Source organism: Pandoraea sp. PE-S2R-1, assembly GCF_002179865.1.
Lineage (GTDB): Bacteria > Pseudomonadota > Gammaproteobacteria > Burkholderiales > Burkholderiaceae > Pandoraea.
In genome coordinates this window covers 68,059-84,759 of the sequence record NZ_NGUR01000019.1, presented here as the reverse complement: position 1 = coordinate 84,759, position 16,701 = coordinate 68,059, and the positions used below count along the sequence as shown (strand labels likewise).

The 16,701-nt window shown below is 63.5% G+C and carries 18 protein-coding genes; 10 read left to right on the top strand and 8 right to left on the bottom strand.

The annotated features are described in order from the left end of the window. Nucleotides 1-75 precede the first annotated feature (75 nt). Nucleotides 76-1,023 (bottom strand): LysR substrate-binding domain-containing protein, encoded by a 948-nt coding sequence (locus CDV44_RS26575; protein WP_087691611.1) that lies wholly within the window; start codon nucleotides 1,021-1,023, stop codon nucleotides 76-78. Nucleotides 1,024-1,126: 103 nt separating this feature from the next. Here CDV44_RS26575 and CDV44_RS26570 point away from each other — a divergent pair, with 103 nt between their 5' ends. After that, the gene (locus CDV44_RS26570) at nucleotides 1,127-2,338 is read left to right on the top strand and encodes a nitrate/nitrite transporter (RefSeq protein WP_087691610.1); all 1,212 of its coding nucleotides are present in this window, start codon (nucleotides 1,127-1,129) and stop codon (nucleotides 2,336-2,338) included. An 18-nt stretch (nucleotides 2,339-2,356) separates the two neighbouring features. Here the strand turns inward: CDV44_RS26570 and CDV44_RS26565 are convergent, their stop codons facing one another. After that, nucleotides 2,357-2,887 carry a MarR family winged helix-turn-helix transcriptional regulator gene (locus CDV44_RS26565; protein ID WP_087691609.1) on the bottom strand — a complete coding sequence of 177 codons (531 nt, stop codon included), beginning with the start codon at nucleotides 2,885-2,887 and terminating at the stop codon, nucleotides 2,357-2,359. A gap of 77 nt (nucleotides 2,888-2,964) precedes the next feature. On the opposite strand from CDV44_RS26565, the gene CDV44_RS26560 reads away from it, so the two are divergent. Next, a complete protein-coding gene (locus CDV44_RS26560; RefSeq protein WP_170936114.1) occupies nucleotides 2,965-3,849 on the top strand; it encodes an EamA family transporter in 885 nt (294 codons plus the stop codon). Nucleotides 3,850-3,880: 31 nt separating this feature from the next. Here CDV44_RS26560 and moaC read toward each other — a convergent pair whose 3' ends face one another. Further along, nucleotides 3,881-4,357, bottom strand: coding sequence for a cyclic pyranopterin monophosphate synthase MoaC (gene moaC / locus CDV44_RS26555; protein WP_058377629.1), 477 nt, complete (start codon nucleotides 4,355-4,357; stop codon nucleotides 3,881-3,883). A gap of 117 nt (nucleotides 4,358-4,474) precedes the next feature. On the opposite strand from moaC, the gene CDV44_RS26550 reads away from it, so the two are divergent. The 3 genes from CDV44_RS26550 to CDV44_RS26540 all read left to right on the top strand — a co-directional run bounded on the left by CDV44_RS26550 (nucleotide 4,475) and on the right by CDV44_RS26540 (nucleotide 7,489). Beyond that, entirely contained in the window at nucleotides 4,475-6,043 is a 1,569-nt protein-coding gene (locus CDV44_RS26550; protein WP_087691608.1) for a M48 family metalloprotease, read from the top strand. Nucleotides 6,044-6,188: 145 nt separating this feature from the next. After that, nucleotides 6,189-7,154 (top strand): MFS transporter, encoded by a 966-nt coding sequence (locus CDV44_RS26545; protein WP_141118817.1) that lies wholly within the window; start codon nucleotides 6,189-6,191, stop codon nucleotides 7,152-7,154. A gap of 17 nt (nucleotides 7,155-7,171) precedes the next feature. Further along, a complete protein-coding gene (locus CDV44_RS26540; RefSeq protein ID WP_141118816.1) occupies nucleotides 7,172-7,489 on the top strand; it encodes a hypothetical protein in 318 nt (105 codons plus the stop codon). 3 nt (nucleotides 7,490-7,492) lie between these two features. Here the strand turns inward: CDV44_RS26540 and CDV44_RS26535 are convergent, their stop codons facing one another. The 5 genes from CDV44_RS26535 to CDV44_RS26515 all read right to left on the bottom strand — a co-directional run bounded on the left by CDV44_RS26535 (nucleotide 7,493) and on the right by CDV44_RS26515 (nucleotide 11,070). Then, nucleotides 7,493-8,185, bottom strand: a complete 693-nt coding sequence (locus CDV44_RS26535; RefSeq protein WP_087691605.1) for a DUF2946 family protein — start codon at nucleotides 8,183-8,185, stop codon at nucleotides 7,493-7,495. Continuing rightward, a complete protein-coding gene (locus tag CDV44_RS26530) occupies nucleotides 8,178-9,215 on the bottom strand; it encodes a YheT family hydrolase (protein ID WP_087691604.1) in 1,038 nt (345 codons plus the stop codon). The genes CDV44_RS26535 and CDV44_RS26530 overlap by 8 nt, the downstream gene beginning before the upstream one ends. A gap of 24 nt (nucleotides 9,216-9,239) precedes the next feature. Next, complete coding sequence (locus CDV44_RS26525; RefSeq protein ID WP_058377634.1) at nucleotides 9,240-9,695, bottom strand: nuclear transport factor 2 family protein; 456 nt, start codon at nucleotides 9,693-9,695, stop codon at nucleotides 9,240-9,242. Nucleotides 9,696-9,743: 48 nt separating this feature from the next. After that, nucleotides 9,744-10,769: a lipopolysaccharide heptosyltransferase II gene (gene waaF / locus CDV44_RS26520; RefSeq protein ID WP_058377635.1), complete on the bottom strand. Its 1,026-nt coding sequence runs from the start codon at nucleotides 10,767-10,769 to the stop codon at nucleotides 9,744-9,746. A 103-nt stretch (nucleotides 10,770-10,872) separates the two neighbouring features. After that, on the bottom strand, nucleotides 10,873-11,070 hold the full coding sequence (locus tag CDV44_RS26515; RefSeq protein ID WP_058377636.1) for a zinc-finger domain-containing protein: 198 nt from the start codon (nucleotides 11,068-11,070) through the stop codon (nucleotides 10,873-10,875). A 413-nt stretch (nucleotides 11,071-11,483) separates the two neighbouring features. Between CDV44_RS26515 and CDV44_RS26510 the strand changes: the two genes are divergently transcribed. The 5 genes from CDV44_RS26510 (at nucleotide 11,484) to fba (ending at nucleotide 16,699) form a co-directional block, all read left to right on the top strand. After that, complete coding sequence (locus tag CDV44_RS26510) at nucleotides 11,484-12,221, top strand: AzlC family ABC transporter permease (RefSeq protein WP_058380126.1); 738 nt, start codon at nucleotides 11,484-11,486, stop codon at nucleotides 12,219-12,221. Beyond that, on the top strand, nucleotides 12,221-12,544 hold the full coding sequence (locus CDV44_RS26505; protein WP_058377637.1) for an AzlD domain-containing protein: 324 nt from the start codon (nucleotides 12,221-12,223) through the stop codon (nucleotides 12,542-12,544). Before CDV44_RS26510 ends, CDV44_RS26505 begins: the two co-directional genes overlap by 1 nt. Before the next feature lie 88 nt (nucleotides 12,545-12,632). Beyond that, nucleotides 12,633-13,838 carry a phosphoglycerate kinase gene (locus CDV44_RS26500; RefSeq protein ID WP_087691603.1) on the top strand — a complete coding sequence of 402 codons (1,206 nt, stop codon included), beginning with the start codon at nucleotides 12,633-12,635 and terminating at the stop codon, nucleotides 13,836-13,838. 239 nt (nucleotides 13,839-14,077) lie between these two features. After that, nucleotides 14,078-15,511, top strand: a complete 1,434-nt coding sequence (gene pyk / locus CDV44_RS26495) for a pyruvate kinase (protein WP_058377639.1) — start codon at nucleotides 14,078-14,080, stop codon at nucleotides 15,509-15,511. Between the two features lie 123 nt (nucleotides 15,512-15,634). Continuing rightward, on the top strand, nucleotides 15,635-16,699 hold the full coding sequence (gene fba, locus CDV44_RS26490) for a class II fructose-bisphosphate aldolase (protein ID WP_058377640.1): 1,065 nt from the start codon (nucleotides 15,635-15,637) through the stop codon (nucleotides 16,697-16,699). Nucleotides 16,700-16,701: the final 2 nt, after the last annotated feature.

Genomic DNA, 16,701 nt, shown 5'->3' with positions numbered 1-16,701 from the left:
TTGGCATTGATTTACCGTCGAAGTCCGCGCCAAAGAAAAGCGGCAACGAGTTCTCACGAATTCGTTGCCGTTTTTTTATGGGCGCGCGGTTTTGCCCCCGCGTGCGATGCCCTTGCCGAGTGGCACTGTCGCGGCAATCTCATCCTGCATCCACTGCCAGAACGCATGGATGGCGCGCTCGCGCGGATGATGCTCGCGCCAGCTCACGTAGTACTCAAGACTCGGTGGGATGCAGACGTCGCCCACTTGCACCAGTTCGCCCGCCGCAATGGCGTCGCGCACCAGCAGGCTGCGCGTGGTCGCTAGCCCTTGTCCGGCGACGGCGGCGCGTAGCAGCAACCCCGCATCGTCGAAAATTGGCCCGCGCGTGGGCTCGTGTGGCGGCAGACCCGCCGCGACCAGCCAGTCGCGCCAAGACCGGTGCGCAAAACGCAGCATCGGCAGCGTCGGCGTATCGTCGATCGTGAAGTTCGGGAGCCGATCGATCAACTCGGGGCGGCAAACGGCGATGACGTAGTCAGTCAGTAGTTTGCGAGACACGAAGCCGGTTGCCTCCACGCGCTGATGCCAGATGCCGACGTCGACCGAATACGGGTCTGGGGCGGCCACATCTGTGTGGAGCCGGATCATCAGATCGATGCCGGCGTGTTGTGCGCTGAAGCGATCGAGCCTTGGGATCAGCCATTGCGCCGCCAGATCGGTCATCACGCTGACTTCCAGCCGTACGGTGGCAGCCGATGCCCCCGCCGCAGTGCCCGCCCGGGCTTCGGTGAAAGCTTCGTCCAGTTCCGACATGCCGATGCGGATGCGCTCGGCCAGACGCGCCCCGACACTGGTCGGAATCATGCGGGCACCGACCCGCCGGAAGAGGGGCGTGCCGAGTTGCTGCTCGAGCGAGCGCATGTGATGGCTGACAGCACTGTGCGTCAAATTCAATTCGTCGGCCGCCCGCGTAAAACTCCGGTGACGGGCAGCCGCTTCAAGTGCACGCAGCGATTGGAGGGGAGGAAGGTGTCGAAACATGATGTCAAATTCTACTCACAATGCGCGCTCAAAGGTTTCGTTGGCTTGGGATCGACGTTCCCCGGACAATGGATACCCAAGTAAATTACTAAGGTATGGCTTCATGTCGAAAGCACTACGCATCTTTGTGCTGTTCGCCTGCGGGTACTTCGTCTCCTACGTGTACCGCGGTGTGAATATCGGGTTTGCGCCGTTCATGACGCGCGAACTCGGACTCTCCTCGGCCGATCTCGGCTTGCTTACGAGTCTCTACTTTCTGGGCTTCGCCGGTGCACAGTTGCCAGCGGGTGTGCTGCTCGACAAGTTCGGTCCGCGCCGCGTGGCGTCGATCGTATTGTTGCTGGCGGCGGCGGGTGCAGCGCTGTTCGGTCTCGCACAAGGACTGGGCGCGCTGATGGTGGGACGTCTGCTCATCGGTGTGGGCGTGTCGGTGTGTTTGGGCAGCGCGTTCAAAGCGCTGGCGCAATGGTTTCCGGTGGCGCGTCTGCCATTGCTCAACGGGCTCGTGATGGCCGTTGGCGGCTTGGGCGGCGTGGTGGTCGGCACGCCACTCAACTGGCTGCTCGGCATGACCGACTGGCGCGTGGTGTCGTTCGGCTTGGCCGGGCTGACCGTTTTCATGTCGGTGGCGTTGTGGTTTGGCGCACCGGAGAAGTCGGGGGCGCATGCGCAGGGTGGATTGTCGGAGGCGCTGCAAGGCGTGCGCCAAGTGCTCGGCAGCGCCATGTTCTGGAAGGTGACGTCGCTCTCGGGGATCACGCAGGGCGTGTTCTATGCGATGCAGTCGCTTTGGATGGCGCCCTTCATGCGTGACTTCGAAGGCTTGTCGGCAGCGCAAGCGGCGTCGCTCGTGTCGGTGGTCGGTCTCGCGATGATGGCCGGCAGTGTGGTGTTCGGCGCAGCGGCACGTTCGCTCGAGCGTCGCGGGGTCAGCGTGTTTGCGTTCTCCGGCGTCGGGATGGTCATCTTCGTCGCGGTGCAGTTGCTGTTGATGCTGGGCGCGCCGATTCCGCCGGTCTGGCTGTGGACGGCTTACGGCATATTCGGCGGCACGGGCATTCTGTCGTACGCCGTGCTGGCCGAGTATTTCCACGGCACGCTGATCGGACGCGTGAACACGTCGCTCACGCTCGTCATCTTTGTGTTGATCTTCTTGTGTCAGGTGGGCATCGGGGCAGTGCTCGGCGCTTATCCGGCACATAGCCCGAATGCGCATTTCACCGCTTGGGCGGCGCTGATCGTGCTTCAGGTGCTGGGTGCCGTGTGGTACTTCTGGCCGCAGCGCCAGCGTGTGGGGAATGCCGCGGCGGCTTAACGAACGGACTAGTTCAGGCTAGCGCTCGCTTTCCAGCAGCTTGAGCCAGGCGATCAGCCCGGCGTCGATCTGCGCGAGCGCTTCGGCCGATAGGGGAGCGAGCATGCGATGCTCGTTCGCCACGTGCGCGTCGACGGCGCGCTCGATCTGTGCGAACCCGGTGTCGGTCAACTGGACGAGCGTGCTGCGCGCGTCCTCCGGGTTCGGCACCCGCGTGACCCAACCTCGCGTTTCCAGACGTTGCAGGCGATGCGTCATCGTGCCGGACGTCACCATCAACGTGGAAAACAACGCCGTCGGCGCCAGTCGATACGGCGCCCCTGCGCGACGCAACGTCGCCAGCATGTCGAATTCCCAACCACTCATGTCGAACTCGGCGAACGTTGCGTCGAGTTGCTGCTGAACCAGCGCTGCACAGCGCTTCAACCGGCCGATGATCGCCATCGGCGCGACGTCGAGATCGGGGCGCTCGCGATTCCACTGCGCGAGGATCGCGTCGACTGCGTCGCCCGTACTATCTGCGCCCTTGCGCGTTTGTCGGCTCACCATGTGTGACCTCACTTATCTTGACATCAAGACAAAATGATACCAAACTGCAATTTATCTTGAATTGAAGATAAATAATCATGACGACTTCGACGTTGGTTTCGCCCGCGCGATTGAACTGGATCGACGTGTTGCTGACGGCCTTGGCCCCGATGATCTGGGGATCGACCTACATCGTGACGACGCAGCTTTTGCCGCCGGACCGGCCGTTCACGGCGGCACTGATTCGTGTGTTGCCATCAGGGCTGCTGTTGCTGATCTACGCGCGCCGATGGCCGGTAACGCGTGATTGGGGGCGGTTGCTGGTGCTCTCGGCGTTGAACATCGGCGCGTTTCAGGCGTTGTTGTTCGTGGCGGCGTATCGGTTGCCGGGCGGTTTGGCTGCGGTGGTCGGTGCGATTCAGCCGTTGCTGGTGATGGGGCTGGCGTGGGGCGTGGAGCGTCATCGTCCGTTGGCTCCCACGGTGTGGGCGGCGGTGGCGGGTGTAGTCGGTATGGCGATTCTGCTGCTGTCGCCGACGACGGTATTCGAGCCGGTGGGGATTCTGGCGGCGCTTGCCGGGGCCGCGAGCATGGCGACCGGGACTTATCTGACGCGTCGCTGGCGCGTGGACATGCCGGTGCTTGCGCTGACGGGCTGGCAGTTGGTGCTGGGTGGGTTGATGCTGGCGCCGCTGGCGTTGTTCGTCGACGCGCCGCTGCCGTCGCTCACGACGTTACAGACGCTGGGATATCTGTATTTGTCGGTGGCGGGGGCGTTGCTGGCTTACGCGTTGTGGTTTCGCGGGATTGCGCGTCTCGCGCCGGTCGCGGTGTCGTCGCTCGGGTTGTTGAGTCCGCTGACGGCTGTGGTGCTGGGATGGGTGTTGCTGGGGCAGGCGATTACGGGGTTGGCGTTCGTCGGGCTCGCGATGGTGTTCGCAAGCATTCTCGCCGTGCAGTGGACGGCGTCGCGGGGGAAGTGATGTCCCCCCGGACGCTCGCGACAGTCGCCGGTTATGCCGCGACCCAGTCGCCCGACTTGCCGCCGTGCTTCTCCAGCACGCGCACGTCGGTGATGGTCATGCCGCGATCGACCGCTTTGCACATGTCGTAGATCGTCAGCAGGCCGACTTGCACGGCCGTGAGGGCTTCCATTTCAACGCCCGTGCGGCCGATGGTTTCCACTTGCGTGCGGCAATGCACGGCATTCGCGCCGTCGTCGACGAGAAACTCGACCGTCACGCGCGTGAGCGCCAGCGGATGGCAAAGGGGAATCAGATCTGCTGTGCGCTTGGCGCCTTGAATGGCGGCAATGCGCGCAATGCCCAGCACGTCGCCTTTCTTCGCGGTACCCGTGCGAATCAGGGCGAGCGTTTCGGGCTTCATCAGGATGGTGCCGCGTGCTACGGCGATGCGGTGCGTGCTGTCCTTACCGCCGACGTCGACCATATGGGCCTGACCAGCGGTGTCGAAATGGGTGAGTTCTGCCATGGATAGGTGCCAAATGTGATGTGCGGAGCCCGTCGGGAAACACGCCGGGAACGTCCACACTTGGCTGCTATCATAGCAGCAGCCTCGAATGACCTGCGCCATGCCGCGCCCATTTCCATGACGCGTTCATCACATTCGTTCCGCGCTTTGTCACGCATTTCCCGCTGGCGGCGGGCCGTCGCCTGGGCGTTGCTGCCGGTGATGAGCGCGATGACGTTCGCGGCGGCCGTGGTGCCCACACAAGCGGCGGCGCAGTCGCTGCCGACCCTCGGACAAAGTTCGGCTTCCGACTTATCTCCCGCGATGGAACGCAAGCTCGGCGAGCGGGTGATGCGCGAGATTCGCGCCGACCCCGACTATCTCTCCGATCTGCTGCTCTCCGATTACATTAATACGCTTGGCGGCAAGCTGGTCGCGGCCACGCGCAAGGTGGGGCTCGATGCTAGCCAGAGCTTCGAGTTCTTCGTGGTGCGCGACGCCGCCATCAATGCGTTTTCGCTGCCCGGCGGGTTCATCGGCATCAATACCGGCCTGATCGTCACGACACGTACCGAGTCGGAGCTCGCGTCGGTGGTCGGTCACGAGACGGGACACGTCTTGCAGCACCACATCGCGCGAATGCTCGGACAGCAGGCGCAGAACTCGTGGATTGCGCTTGGCGGCATGCTGCTTGGCTTGCTCGCCGGGATTGGCGCGCGCAGCTCCGATCTGGGGATGGGCATCGCCATGGGCGGGCAGGGGTTGGCAGTGGATCGGCAACTGCGTTTCTCGCGCGACGCCGAACGTGAGGCGGATCGTGTCGGCTTTCAGTTGCTGCAAGCGGCGGGCTTCGATACGTATGCGATGCCGACGTTCTTCGAGCGCCTGCAACGTGCGGATGCGATCAACGAAGCGGGCGTGCCCGAGTATGTCCGCACTCACCCGCTGACGACCGAGCGCATTGCCGACATGCTCAACCGTTCGCGCAACGCCGGCTATCGTCAGCCGGAGCAGTCGCCGGAATATGCGTTCGCGCGGGCGCGCTCACTCGTGTTGCAGCAGAAGTCGGCGAGCGATTTCGCGACGATTGCCGAAGCACAACGCACGGCCATTCGCTCGCAGACGGCACCGAGTGTCGCGGGGGCATGGTACGCAGTGGCGTTGGCGGAGTACAAGCAACATCGGTGGGAGCCGGCGCGCGAGGCGCTGGAGAAGTCGCGTGCAGCGTTTGGCGGTACGGGCGTGGGCACGCCGAGTCTGGCGGTGCTGGCGTCTGACATCGCGCGCATGCAGGGCAAACCGGCCGAAGCGCTGCGCATCGCCACGGATGCGCGTGCGGCGTTCCCGCTGTCACAGGCGTCCGACATGGCGTATGCGGATGCGCTGGTGGCCAGTCAACGAATTCCCGAAGCCACCAAATTTCTGAAGGATCAGGTCGAGCGCTATCGCAGTGAGCCGATCTGGTGGCGCGCGCTGGCAGGCGCGTGGGCGGCGGGTGGCAAGCGTGCCAAGCAGCATGAAGCGCTGGCTGAGCAGTACGCGCTACAAGGCCAATGGATGGCCGCCGTCAGCCAGTTGAAACTCGCCCGCGACGCCGGCGACGCCGACTTCTACGAAATGTCGACCATCGACGCACGACTGCACGAATTCCAACGTCGCTATAAAGAAGACAAGGAAGACGAGAAGGACTTCAAGCAGTTCGGGTGAAGGGCGCGCATTGATTGATGGATGCGATTTCGAACAGCGACCCGCGTCTTCGGATATTCCCCATCGAGTAATCAGACAATCGCCATTGCGCGTCGCCGGACATGGGGCCAGCATGCATTGACCTTGTTTGCTGCGCGCCTCGTACGTGAAACCCTTCGTCGCCTACCTCACCCTCGACCTGCTGCTCGCGTGCTACCTCGGCATGTGGAATGCGACGGTACCCGTGCTGTTGCTCACACGCTTTGGCACCGCGAGCGTCGTCGCGTACGAGATCGCGCTGGCCGCGTGTGCGCTTGTTGCGCTGCCGGTGGCAGCGGCGTGGGCTGAGCGTCTGCCGCGTGGCCACGTGATGCGTCTGGCTTGCGTGATGATCGCGGTGTCGGGCATTTCACGGCTCGCCGTCATGAGCGTGACGAGTGGCGTCGTATTCTGGGTCGTCAACGATGCCGTCGCGGTGGTTGCTTTTGCGCTGGCACAACCGCTGCTGAGCGTTTATCCCGCCGAAACCGTTTCGCAAGCTCGCGTGATGGCCGCTTTTCGGCAGCGCCGTGTCGTGGTCAGTCTCGGGCGCATCAGCGGCCCGATGCTCGTGGCCGCTGTATTGACGTTCTGGTCACCGGCACATGCCCTTTGGGGGATCGCAATTCTCGGGTGTGCGACGCCGCTCCTTGTCACTCGGTTGCCGTCGTTGTCCATGCAAGATGACGTTGCACGGGAAACCGTCTCAACGCACGCCCGATTGCGCAACGTATTCTCGGGTTTTGTTCTGAAAGTCCAACTACCCGCGGAGCGATTCTTCACGCTATGCGATACGTTGCTCGGTGTCGCAACGGCCAGCATCGTTCCGATGCTTATCCCTCAATTGACGCGATGGGCATCGCTTCCGGAATCACAAGTTGGCTGGTTGATTGCCGCCTTCGTCATCGGATCCATTGCGGGGGTGGCGATCCTTCACCCGCGCATATCGAGACTGTTGAACCATCGGTTCGGTTATGTCTTGACGTGGCTGGGGCTAGGCGTCTGCCTTGCGGTGACGTGCGCGGCGCGGAGTGCCATTGGACTTGCCGCCGGGTTGGCGCTTGCAGGAGCCGTGGGGCGTGCCTTGCAATGACGGGTGTCGATCGACGCATGATTGCCATGCCACCGTCAGTGCGCATTCGTGTTGCCGGAGCAACCCTGCTCAGCGCGCAATTGGCCAGCATGTTGTCGTTCGCGCTCTATGGCGCCGCGTTCGCCGGCGATCAGGTGAGCGAGTCGCTCTCGTGGCTGTGGTGTTTGTATGCGAGTGTTGTCGCCATTGCGGCCATGGTGGCTTTCGTTATGCGCGAGCCGTGGGCGTTGCTCAAAGAAGAGACCGCAGAAGGCCGCGCGGCGCTGTTCTACACGGACAAATATCCCGAGGTGTTCGCCGAGGGGGCATCGGTATCGCGCGACGCTACCGGGTAACGTTCAGTTGCCTGCGCCGTCGGCCTGCGGATCTCGCTCGAAACCATACGTCTGCGGCAAAGTGCCCGCATGCACGGTGGCGAACGGTAACGATTCGCCGTTCTGCCAATGCAGTCGAACTGCCGCTTCGGCGTCTGCCGTGTCGTCAGCGGTTTGCGCAATTTCGGCGGCCTGCGCCAGATCGGAGACACGCGTCAGCAGATCGATGTCGTGATCATGCAGCAAGGCCAGCGGCGCAACAGGGCGAATGCGATCACCCGCGTCGGCATCGCCATTCCCACCGTTCCCACGCGCAACCGGCGTTTCTCCAACAAACGCCACGTTGCCATCCTCATCGAGCAGACAAGCCTGCGGCACGAACGCATGCCCCAACTGATCGGTCAGCACCGGTGCACCATTACCGTCGTTCGCCGCGGCATCCCACGACAGGCGCACGACGAACGGCGCATACGCCAGCCCGACATACACGCGCTGCGGGCCGTTCTGGAAATACCATCGTCCGGCCTCGTCGCTGTCGTAATTACGCGCGATGAACGCCAGCAATGCCGTGTGGCGAATCGGATCGCCCGCAGTGCCCGCCGCCTGCGCCGCTTCGTCGCGCATGCGCCATTGCCCGCGTCGGTCGAGCGAGAGCCAGCCGTAGCAGTGCGGCACGTTGGGCCACTTGGCCATGGCCTGTCGAACGATCTCATCCATGGGGCGGTCGGGGAAGGAATTGGCGGAAATAATCGACGACGGTACGCGGCATCCACGTCATCCCGCCCGGAAACGGTCCGCTCATGAAGCCGACATGCCCGCCATTGGCCGGTTGCAGCAAATGCACGAAGCGCCCCACGTCGGCCTCGCCGGGCAACGCGCTGGCCGGCTGGAACGGATCGTTGCGTGCGTTGAGCACCAGTGTCGGCACTTCAATGGCCGGCAAGATCGGCTTGCTCGACGCCCGCGTGTAGTAATCGAACGCGCTGTGATAACCATGCAACGGCGCCGTCACCACATGATCGAACTCGCCGAGATCGCGCGCCGACATCATCAGGTCGCGGTCGTACAGTCCCGGGTACTGCTCGAGCTTGGCCAGCGCCTTCTTCTTGAGCGTGCCCAGAAAGTTGCGCGTGTACACCATGTTGAAGCCGTGCGAGAGCGCCAGCCCACCCGCACGAAGATCGAGCGGTGCCGACACGGCACTCGCAGCGGTCACGATTTGTGCCGCGTCGCCTTCGCGCTCGCCGAGCCAGCGCAACAACACGTTGCCGCCCAGCGACACGCCTGCCGCAAACATCGGCCCCGACACATGCGTGCGCAAGCGCCGCAGTATCCAGTCGATCTCGGTACTGTCGCCGGAATGGTAAAAGCGCGGCGCACGGTTCATGCGGCCGCTGCAACTGCGAAAGTGGGGAATGACGCCACGCCAGCCGAGCGCTTCGACTTCGCGCATCAACGTGCGCGCGTAATGGCTGTCGGAGCTGCCTTCCAACCCGTGGAACAACACGACGAGTGGCGTTTCGACAAGACCGGCCGGCGCGGGCGGTGCCTTGTCCGATGCCGGTGGGGCGACCAGCCAGTCGACGTCGACGAAATCGCCGTCGGGCGTGTCCCACGTCTCCCGCCGGAATTCGACCGGCGGGCGTCTGCCCAGCAGCGCCGGGTAAATCGTCTGGCTGTGCCCGTCGGGCAGCCACCGGGGCGACCGGTAATCTGAGGGGAAGAATGTCGCGGGCCGGGCCGTCATGTTGACCTCATGACCTTGTGGCGATCAGTGCAGCCCGTCCGGACGGGCGTGCATCATCAAACTGAATTGCTCGACGGCGTGCTGCGGCAACGGGCTCGAATGGATGTGCGCGAAGCGCCAGTCCCCTTGCTCGTGCACCAGCACGTACGTCGTGTGAATGAGCTGGGCGGTCGTCTGCCCGGCGTCTTCCTTGCCCACGCGCATCGCTTCGGTGGCGGTGTGCACGACCGTGCCGACGGTGTCGTACTCGGTCGTATCGAGCGAATCGATCAGCACCACACTTTGCGAGAACTGCGCGACCAGCCCGCTGCGAATCTGCTCCAGACCGTCCCAGCGCGTGCCGTCGGGGCGGATGTAGCTCACGAAGTCTTCGTTCGCCCACAGCGACATCGCACGATCCGTCTGGCCCCTGCGCAGCGCGTCATAAAAGGCCGTGATGGTTTCACTGGCGGCATCGAACAGGCGGACAAAACGTGGCATGAGGATTTACCGTTGGGTTTAACCGTTAGGACTAACCGGGGGCGAAACTTACCGCTGCGTGAGCAGAATGTTGCGCAGATTGGCGAACACATGCTCCGGCATCAGCTCGTTCAGGCAGCGCGTATGGCCCAGCGGACACTCGCGCGCGAAACACGGGCTGCATTCCAATTGTAGCCACAGGATGTGGGCTTGATCGGACAGCGGCGGGGTGTGGCGCGGATCGGACGATCCGAACAGCGCGATCTGCGGGCGGCGCAGGGCAGCCGTCACGTGCATGAGCCCGGAATCGTTGCTCACCACGGCGTTGGCGCGTGCCAGCAACGCACAGGCTTCCGCCAGCGACGTCTGACCGCACAAGTTGCGCACGAACGGGGCGTCGGCAGCGATCTGCTGGGCCAGCGCACCATCCTTGCCCGAACCGAGCGCGATGATCTGCGCATACGGGAACGAGCGGCGCACCAGTTGCGCCAACTGCGCGAAGTGGCCCGGCGGCCAGCGCTTGGCCGGCCCGAACTCGGCGCCCGGGCAGAACACCACGAGCGGCACACGCAGATCGAGACCGAAGCGCGCAAACACGCGCGCCGACTCGTTCAGGTCGGCTTCGATACGCGGCGTCGGCAGCGTTTCGGGCAGCTTGGCACCGGGCGCAAACGCCAGCGCAGCGTAATGCCGCACCATCGGCGGGCGCTCGTCCTTGCGCGGGTTGGCGTGGCGCACGTTGAGCAGGCCGTAGCGCTGCTCGCCCTTGTAGCCGATGCGCAACGGAATGCGCGCCAGCCACGGAATCAGCGCCGACTTGAAGGAATTCGGCAGCACATAGGCGGCGTCGTAACCCTCGTCGGCGAGCACGCTCGCGAGCTGATAACGCGCGAGCGGCTGCAACTTGCCGTGCGCGAGGTCGGTCGAGACCACGCGCGAAATCTCCGGCATGCGCTCCAGAACCGGGGCGACCCAGCTCGGTGCGATCGCGTCGATGGTCAGACGCGGATGCAGACGCTTGAGCAGGGTAAACAACGGCTGCGCCATCAGCGCGTCCCCAATCCAGTTGGGGGCGATCACCAAGGCTTTATGCATCGTGGCGGAGACTCTAAACGTTAAGCGTAGCGATGAAACTCGCAGGTGACCGGCATGGCGACTGCGCCCGCTCGGTCAGGACTTGCACGACCTGTCAGGCAGCTTAGTGGTGACCCTTGAGTACCACACCGGCCTTCAGGCGATAGCGCGTGCCGCAGTACGGGCAGGCGGCTTCGCCATGGGTCACATCGATGAACACGCGGGGATGGGCGCTCCAGGCTTCCATCTTCGGGTTCGGGCAATGCACCGGCAGATCTTCAGCGCCGACTTCGACGATCGGCATTTGTTTGACTTCGCTCATGGGGTTCAGACCGTGATGGGTGTTCGGGTATTCGGAATTTCGGGGCCGGCACGGCTCGCCATACAAGCCAGCGTGCTCACCAAAAGTCGCTATTGTAAAGCAGCCGACCCCTTTGCGGACGGCTCGCGGCGCGCACCGGCGCGCGTCGCACGGGCGAATGCCGCGGCAACGTGGCGCATATGCGACACCTCAAGCGTTGTACCTGCAAAAACCGGCAGTAACTGCCTCACAGCGTACTAAGCAACTATTTACCGTGACTATAATGGCCTGTCGTCCGCCATAGATGATGAATATATTCAGGAGACAATCCGGCAACGCCAGGCGGGCGAACGGGCGTGCCGGGCGCCGTCGGGACCGCTTTGCCCCGCAATGCCATCCAGTGCGCCGCTTGCCACGGCGCTCGCCCCCAGACCATGCCAACGCTTCGTTTGCCAGCCGCTGAACGTGAAGGGTTCGCGGCCGGTTTTCGCATTATTTCGCCGCTGTTGCCTGCCATCTTCTCGTGGGGCCTCGTGACCGGGGTGGCCATGAGCAAATCAGTGCTCACCGTGCCACAAGCCATCGGCATGAGCCTGATGCTCTACGCCGGCTCGGCGCAGCTCGCCACGCTGCCCCTGTTCGCCGCCGGCATGCCGCTTTGGACGATTCTGCTCACGGTCGCCATCGTCAATCTGCGTTTCGTGATCTTCAGCGCGGCGCTGCAACCCCATTTCTCCTACTTGTCGCTGCCCCGGCGCATTGTGCTGGGCTACGTGAACGGCGATCTGGGCTTCGTGATGTTCATGAACCAGAACTTCGCCAATGGGTACGTGCCGGGCAAGGAGGGCACGTACTTCGGCATCACGATCAGCAACTGGGCGGTGTGGCACGTGTCGTCGATCCTCGGCATCATGCTCGGCGCCCTCGTGCCCGACAGCTGGGGGCTGGGCTTCGCGGGCACGCTGGCGCTCATTCCGATGATGGTGCACACGATTACCACCCGCTCGATGCTGCTGGCGGTGACGCTGGCGTCGGTCATCGGGTTGCTCGCGTTCGATCTGCCCTATCGGCTGAACCTCGTGCTGGGCGTCGTCGGCGCCCTCGCGGCGGGCATGGTGTGCGACGAACTGAGCGCGCGCCACGCGCGCAAGCTGAGCGGGGGGCAGCGCTGATGAGCACGCTCGAAATCTGGTTTGCCTTCGTGGCCATGACCGCCGTGACCGTGCTCACGCGCACCTTCTTCCTGCTCGCCGGTGAGCGGGTCGCGCTGCCGCAGCGCCTGCAACGCGCGCTGCGCTACGCTCCGGCGGCGGCGCTGGCGGTCATCGTGGTGCCTGAGGTGCTGCTGCTCGACCATCAGTTCGCGCTGCACATCGGCAATCACAAGCTGGCCGCTGCGGTGGCGGCCACCGGCTGGTTCGTCTGGCGGCGCAACATGATCGAGATGATCGTCATCGGTATGGCGGTCTACACCCTCGGGCGGTTGTTCCTCTAAGCAAAACCCCGGGGGTACCCAAAATGGTCAATCGGAGGGTGGGATCAGTTAAAATGCATGTTTTTCCCACTATTTATTCCGGATTCTCATGGCTTCCGTCGTACGTCTTTCCGATTTGATCGCTCAGGGCCGCCTCGCCGGCAAACGTGTCTTCATCCGCGCCGATCTGAACGTGCCGCAGGACGATGAGGGCCGTATCACGGAAGACACGCGTATCCGCGCTTCGGTGCCGGCGATCCAGATGGCGCTCGACGCCGGTGCTTCCGTGATGGTCACGTCACATCTGGGCCGTCCCACGGAAGGCGAATTCAAGCCGGCCGACTCGCTGGCCCCGGTGGCACAGCGCCTGTCGGAACTGCTCGGCCGTGACGTGAAGCTCATCGCTAATTGGGTCGACGGCGGTTTTGAAGTCGCGCCGGGCGCGGTCGTGCTGCTGGAGAACTGCCGCGTCAACAAGGGCGAGAAGAAGGACAACGACGAACTGGCCCAGAAGATGGCCAAGCTGTGCGATGTCTACGTGAACGACGCGTTCGGCACGGCGCACCGCGCCGAAGCCACGACGCACGGTATCGCCAAGTACGCCCCGGCCGCCTGCGCCGGCCCGCTGCTGGCCGCCGAACTCGAAGCACTGGGCAAGGCGCTGAACGCGCCGGCCCGCCCGCTGGTGGCGATCGTCGCCGGCTCGAAGGTCTCGACCAAACTCACCATTCTCAAGACGCTGGCCGACAAGGTCGACCAACTGATCGTGGGCGGCGGCATCGCCAACACGTTCATGCTGGCCGCCGGCCTGCCGATCGGCAAGTCGCTCGCCGAGGCCGATCTGATCGAAGAAGCCAAGGCGATCATCGACGCCATGGCCGCACGCGGCGCATCGGTGCCGATCCCGACCGACGTGGTCTGCGCCAAGGAATTCAGCCCGACGGCTGAGGCGACCGTGAAGGCCGCTGCCGATGTGGCCGCCGACGACATGATTCTCGACATCGGCCCGCAAACGGCCGCCAAGCTGGCCGAACAACTGGGCAGCGCGGGCACCATCGTCTGGAACGGTCCGGTCGGCGTGTTCGAATTCGACCAGTTTGGTCATGGCACCGAGACGCTGGCGCGCGCGATTGCCGCCGCCAAGGGCTTCTCGATCGCCGGTGGCGGCGACACGCTGGCCGCCATCGCCAAATACGGCATTGCCGATCAGGTGAGCTATATCTCGACGGGCGGCGGCGCTTTCCTCGAATTCCTGGAAGGCAAGACGCTGCCGGCCGTGGATGTGCTGCAACAACGCGCAGCCCAAGCCAACTAATTGGACTGAAGGAGATCTAAGTGGGGCGGGGCTGGAGGACCAGTTCGTCAGTCCGGAAATGGAGCGTGCACGGCCGTTTTGCACGCTTTATTGCGAACGTTTGAGTTCGAATCGAACGATTTCGTACGGACAATACGAACTTTTTGGTTAACCTCTGGCCGCGTAAATAAAGTACAACCATCGAAGCGCCAGCATTGTCGAACGCGCTGCTACCAAAAGAGGATGAAGAGATGGATGTAATGAACCGCTCCACCAAGATCGTCGCCACCATCGGCCCGGCATCGAGCACGCCGGAAGTGCTCTCGCGCATGATCGCTGCCGGCGTGGACGTCGTGCGGCTGAACTTCTCGCATGGCAAGGCGCAAGACCATATCGAGCGCGCGCAGATGGTGCGCGACGCCGCCAAGGCCGCTGGCCGCGAAGTGGCCATCATGGCCGACCTGCAAGGCCCGAAGATTCGCGTCGGCAAGTTCGAGAACGGCAAGACGACGCTCGAAACCGGCGCCCCGTTCATTCTGGACGCTGATTGCGAAGTCGGTAACGACGAACGCGTGGGTCTGGACTACAAGGAACTGCCCCGCGACGTGCGTCCGGGCGACGTGCTGCTCCTGAACGACGGCCTGATCGTGCTGACCGTCGACCGTGTGTTCGGTAACGAGATCCATACGACCGTGAAGGTCGGCGGCGATCTCTCGAACAACAAGGGGATCAACCGCCAGGGCGGCGGGCTGACGGCACCGGCGCTGACCGCGAAGGACATGGAAGACATCAAGACCGCGATGGCGCTCGGCGCCGACTACGTCGCGGTCTCGTTCCCGAAGAACGCCACCGACATGGAAATGGCGCGCCGTCTGGCCAATGTGGCCGGCGAGCCGTACGGCATCAAGCCGCGCATGATCGCCAAGATCGAGCGCGCGGAAGCCATTCCGGCGCTGGAAGAAATTCTGGCGGCCTCCGACGCCATCATGGTCGCCCGTGGCGATCTGGCCATCGAAGTGGGTAACGCTGCCGTCCCGGCGCTGCAAAAGCGGATGATCCGCCTGGCGCGCGAGATGAACAAAGTGACCATCACGGCCACGCAGATGATGGAATCGATGATCCACAACCCGGTGCCGACGCGCGCCGAGGTCTCGGACGTCGCCAACGCCGTGCTCGACGGCACCGACGCCGTGATGCTGTCGGCCGAGAGCGCTGCGGGCAAGTACCCGGTGGAAACCATCGCGACGATGGCAACCATCTGCGTCGAGGCCGAGCGCTTCGAGACGGTGGAACTCGACCGCGATTGGCTGGACCAAACTTTTACGCGCATCGACCAAACGATTGCCGCCGGCGCTCTGTTTACCGCGTATCATCTTGGCGCGAAAGCGATCGTGGCGCTGACCGAATCGGGCGCGACCGCGCTCTGGCTGTCCCGGCACAAGATCCACGTCCCGATTTTTGCGCTGACGTCGCAGCTCTCGAGCCTGCGCAAAATGTCGCTTTATCGCAACGTTTTCGCGATGGGTGTCGAGTCCACGCATGACCGCGATCAGGCGTTGAAGCAGGCCGAGCAATTGCTGCTCGCGCGCGGTGTGGTCAAGCGCGGCGACACGATCGTGTTGACGGTCGGTGAGCCGATGGGGCAACCCGGTGGTACCAATACGTTGAAAATCGTCCAGGTGGGGCACGCGTGATTGAATGGGCCGCGCGCGTGAGGCGAGGCGCAAAAGCGCATCGTCCCGTGCGAGCCGTCGTCATGAAGGGCACCCCTGGGTCGACGAAAGATTTGCTTAATTTGTGATTCCAAGGAGAACATCATGCCCCTAGTCTCTATGCGACAGCTGCTCGATCATGCCGCCGAAAACGGCTATGGTCTGCCGGCCTTCAACGTCAACAATCTGGAACAGGTGTCCGCAATCATGGCCGCTGCCGACGAAGTCGGCGCGCCCGTGATCATGCAGGCTTCGGCAGGTGCACGTAAGTACGCCGGTGAGGCGTTCCTGCGTCACCTGATTTCCGCCGCTGTGGAAGCCTATCCGCACATTCCGGTGGTGATGCACCAGGATCACGGCCAGTCGCCGGCGGTGTGTATGGCCGCCATCAAGAGCGGCTTCTCGAGCGTGATGATGGACGGTTCGCTCGAAGCCGACGGCAAGTCGGTCGCCAGCTACGAATACAACGTCGAAGTGTCGAAGAAGGTCGTTGAGTTCTCGCACTACATCGGCGTGACGGTGGAAGCCGAGCTGGGCGTGCTGGGTTCGCTCGAGACGATGAAGGGCGACAAGGAAGACGGCCACGGCGCCGACGGCACGATGACGCGCGAGCAACTGCTGACCGATCCGGATCAGGCCGCCGACTTCGTGAACCAGACGCAGTGTGACGCGCTCGCGATCGCCATCGGTACCTCGCACGGTGCCTACAAGTTCAGCCGCAAGCCGACGGGCGACATTCTCGCCATCGACCGCATCAAGGAAATTCACCGCCGCATTCCGAACACCCACCTGGTGATGCACGGTTCGTCGTCGGTGCCGCAAGAGCTGCTCGCCGAGATCCGTGAATTCGGCGGCGACATGAAGGAAACCTACGGCGTGCCGGTCGAAGAAATCGTCGAAGGCATCAAGCACGGCGTGCGCAAGATCAACATCGATACCGACATCCGTCTGGCCATGACCGGCGCGATCCGTCGCTATCTGTTCGAAAACCCGAGCAAGTTCGACCCGCGCGACTACCTGAAGCCGGCGCGCGAAGCCGCCATGCAGGTTTGCAAGGCACGCTATCTGTCGTTCGGTTGCGAAGGTCAGGCCGCCAAGATCAAGACGGTGTCGCTCGACAAGATGGCCGAGAAGTACAAGAGCGGCGCGCTGTCGCAGATCGTGAAGTAAGT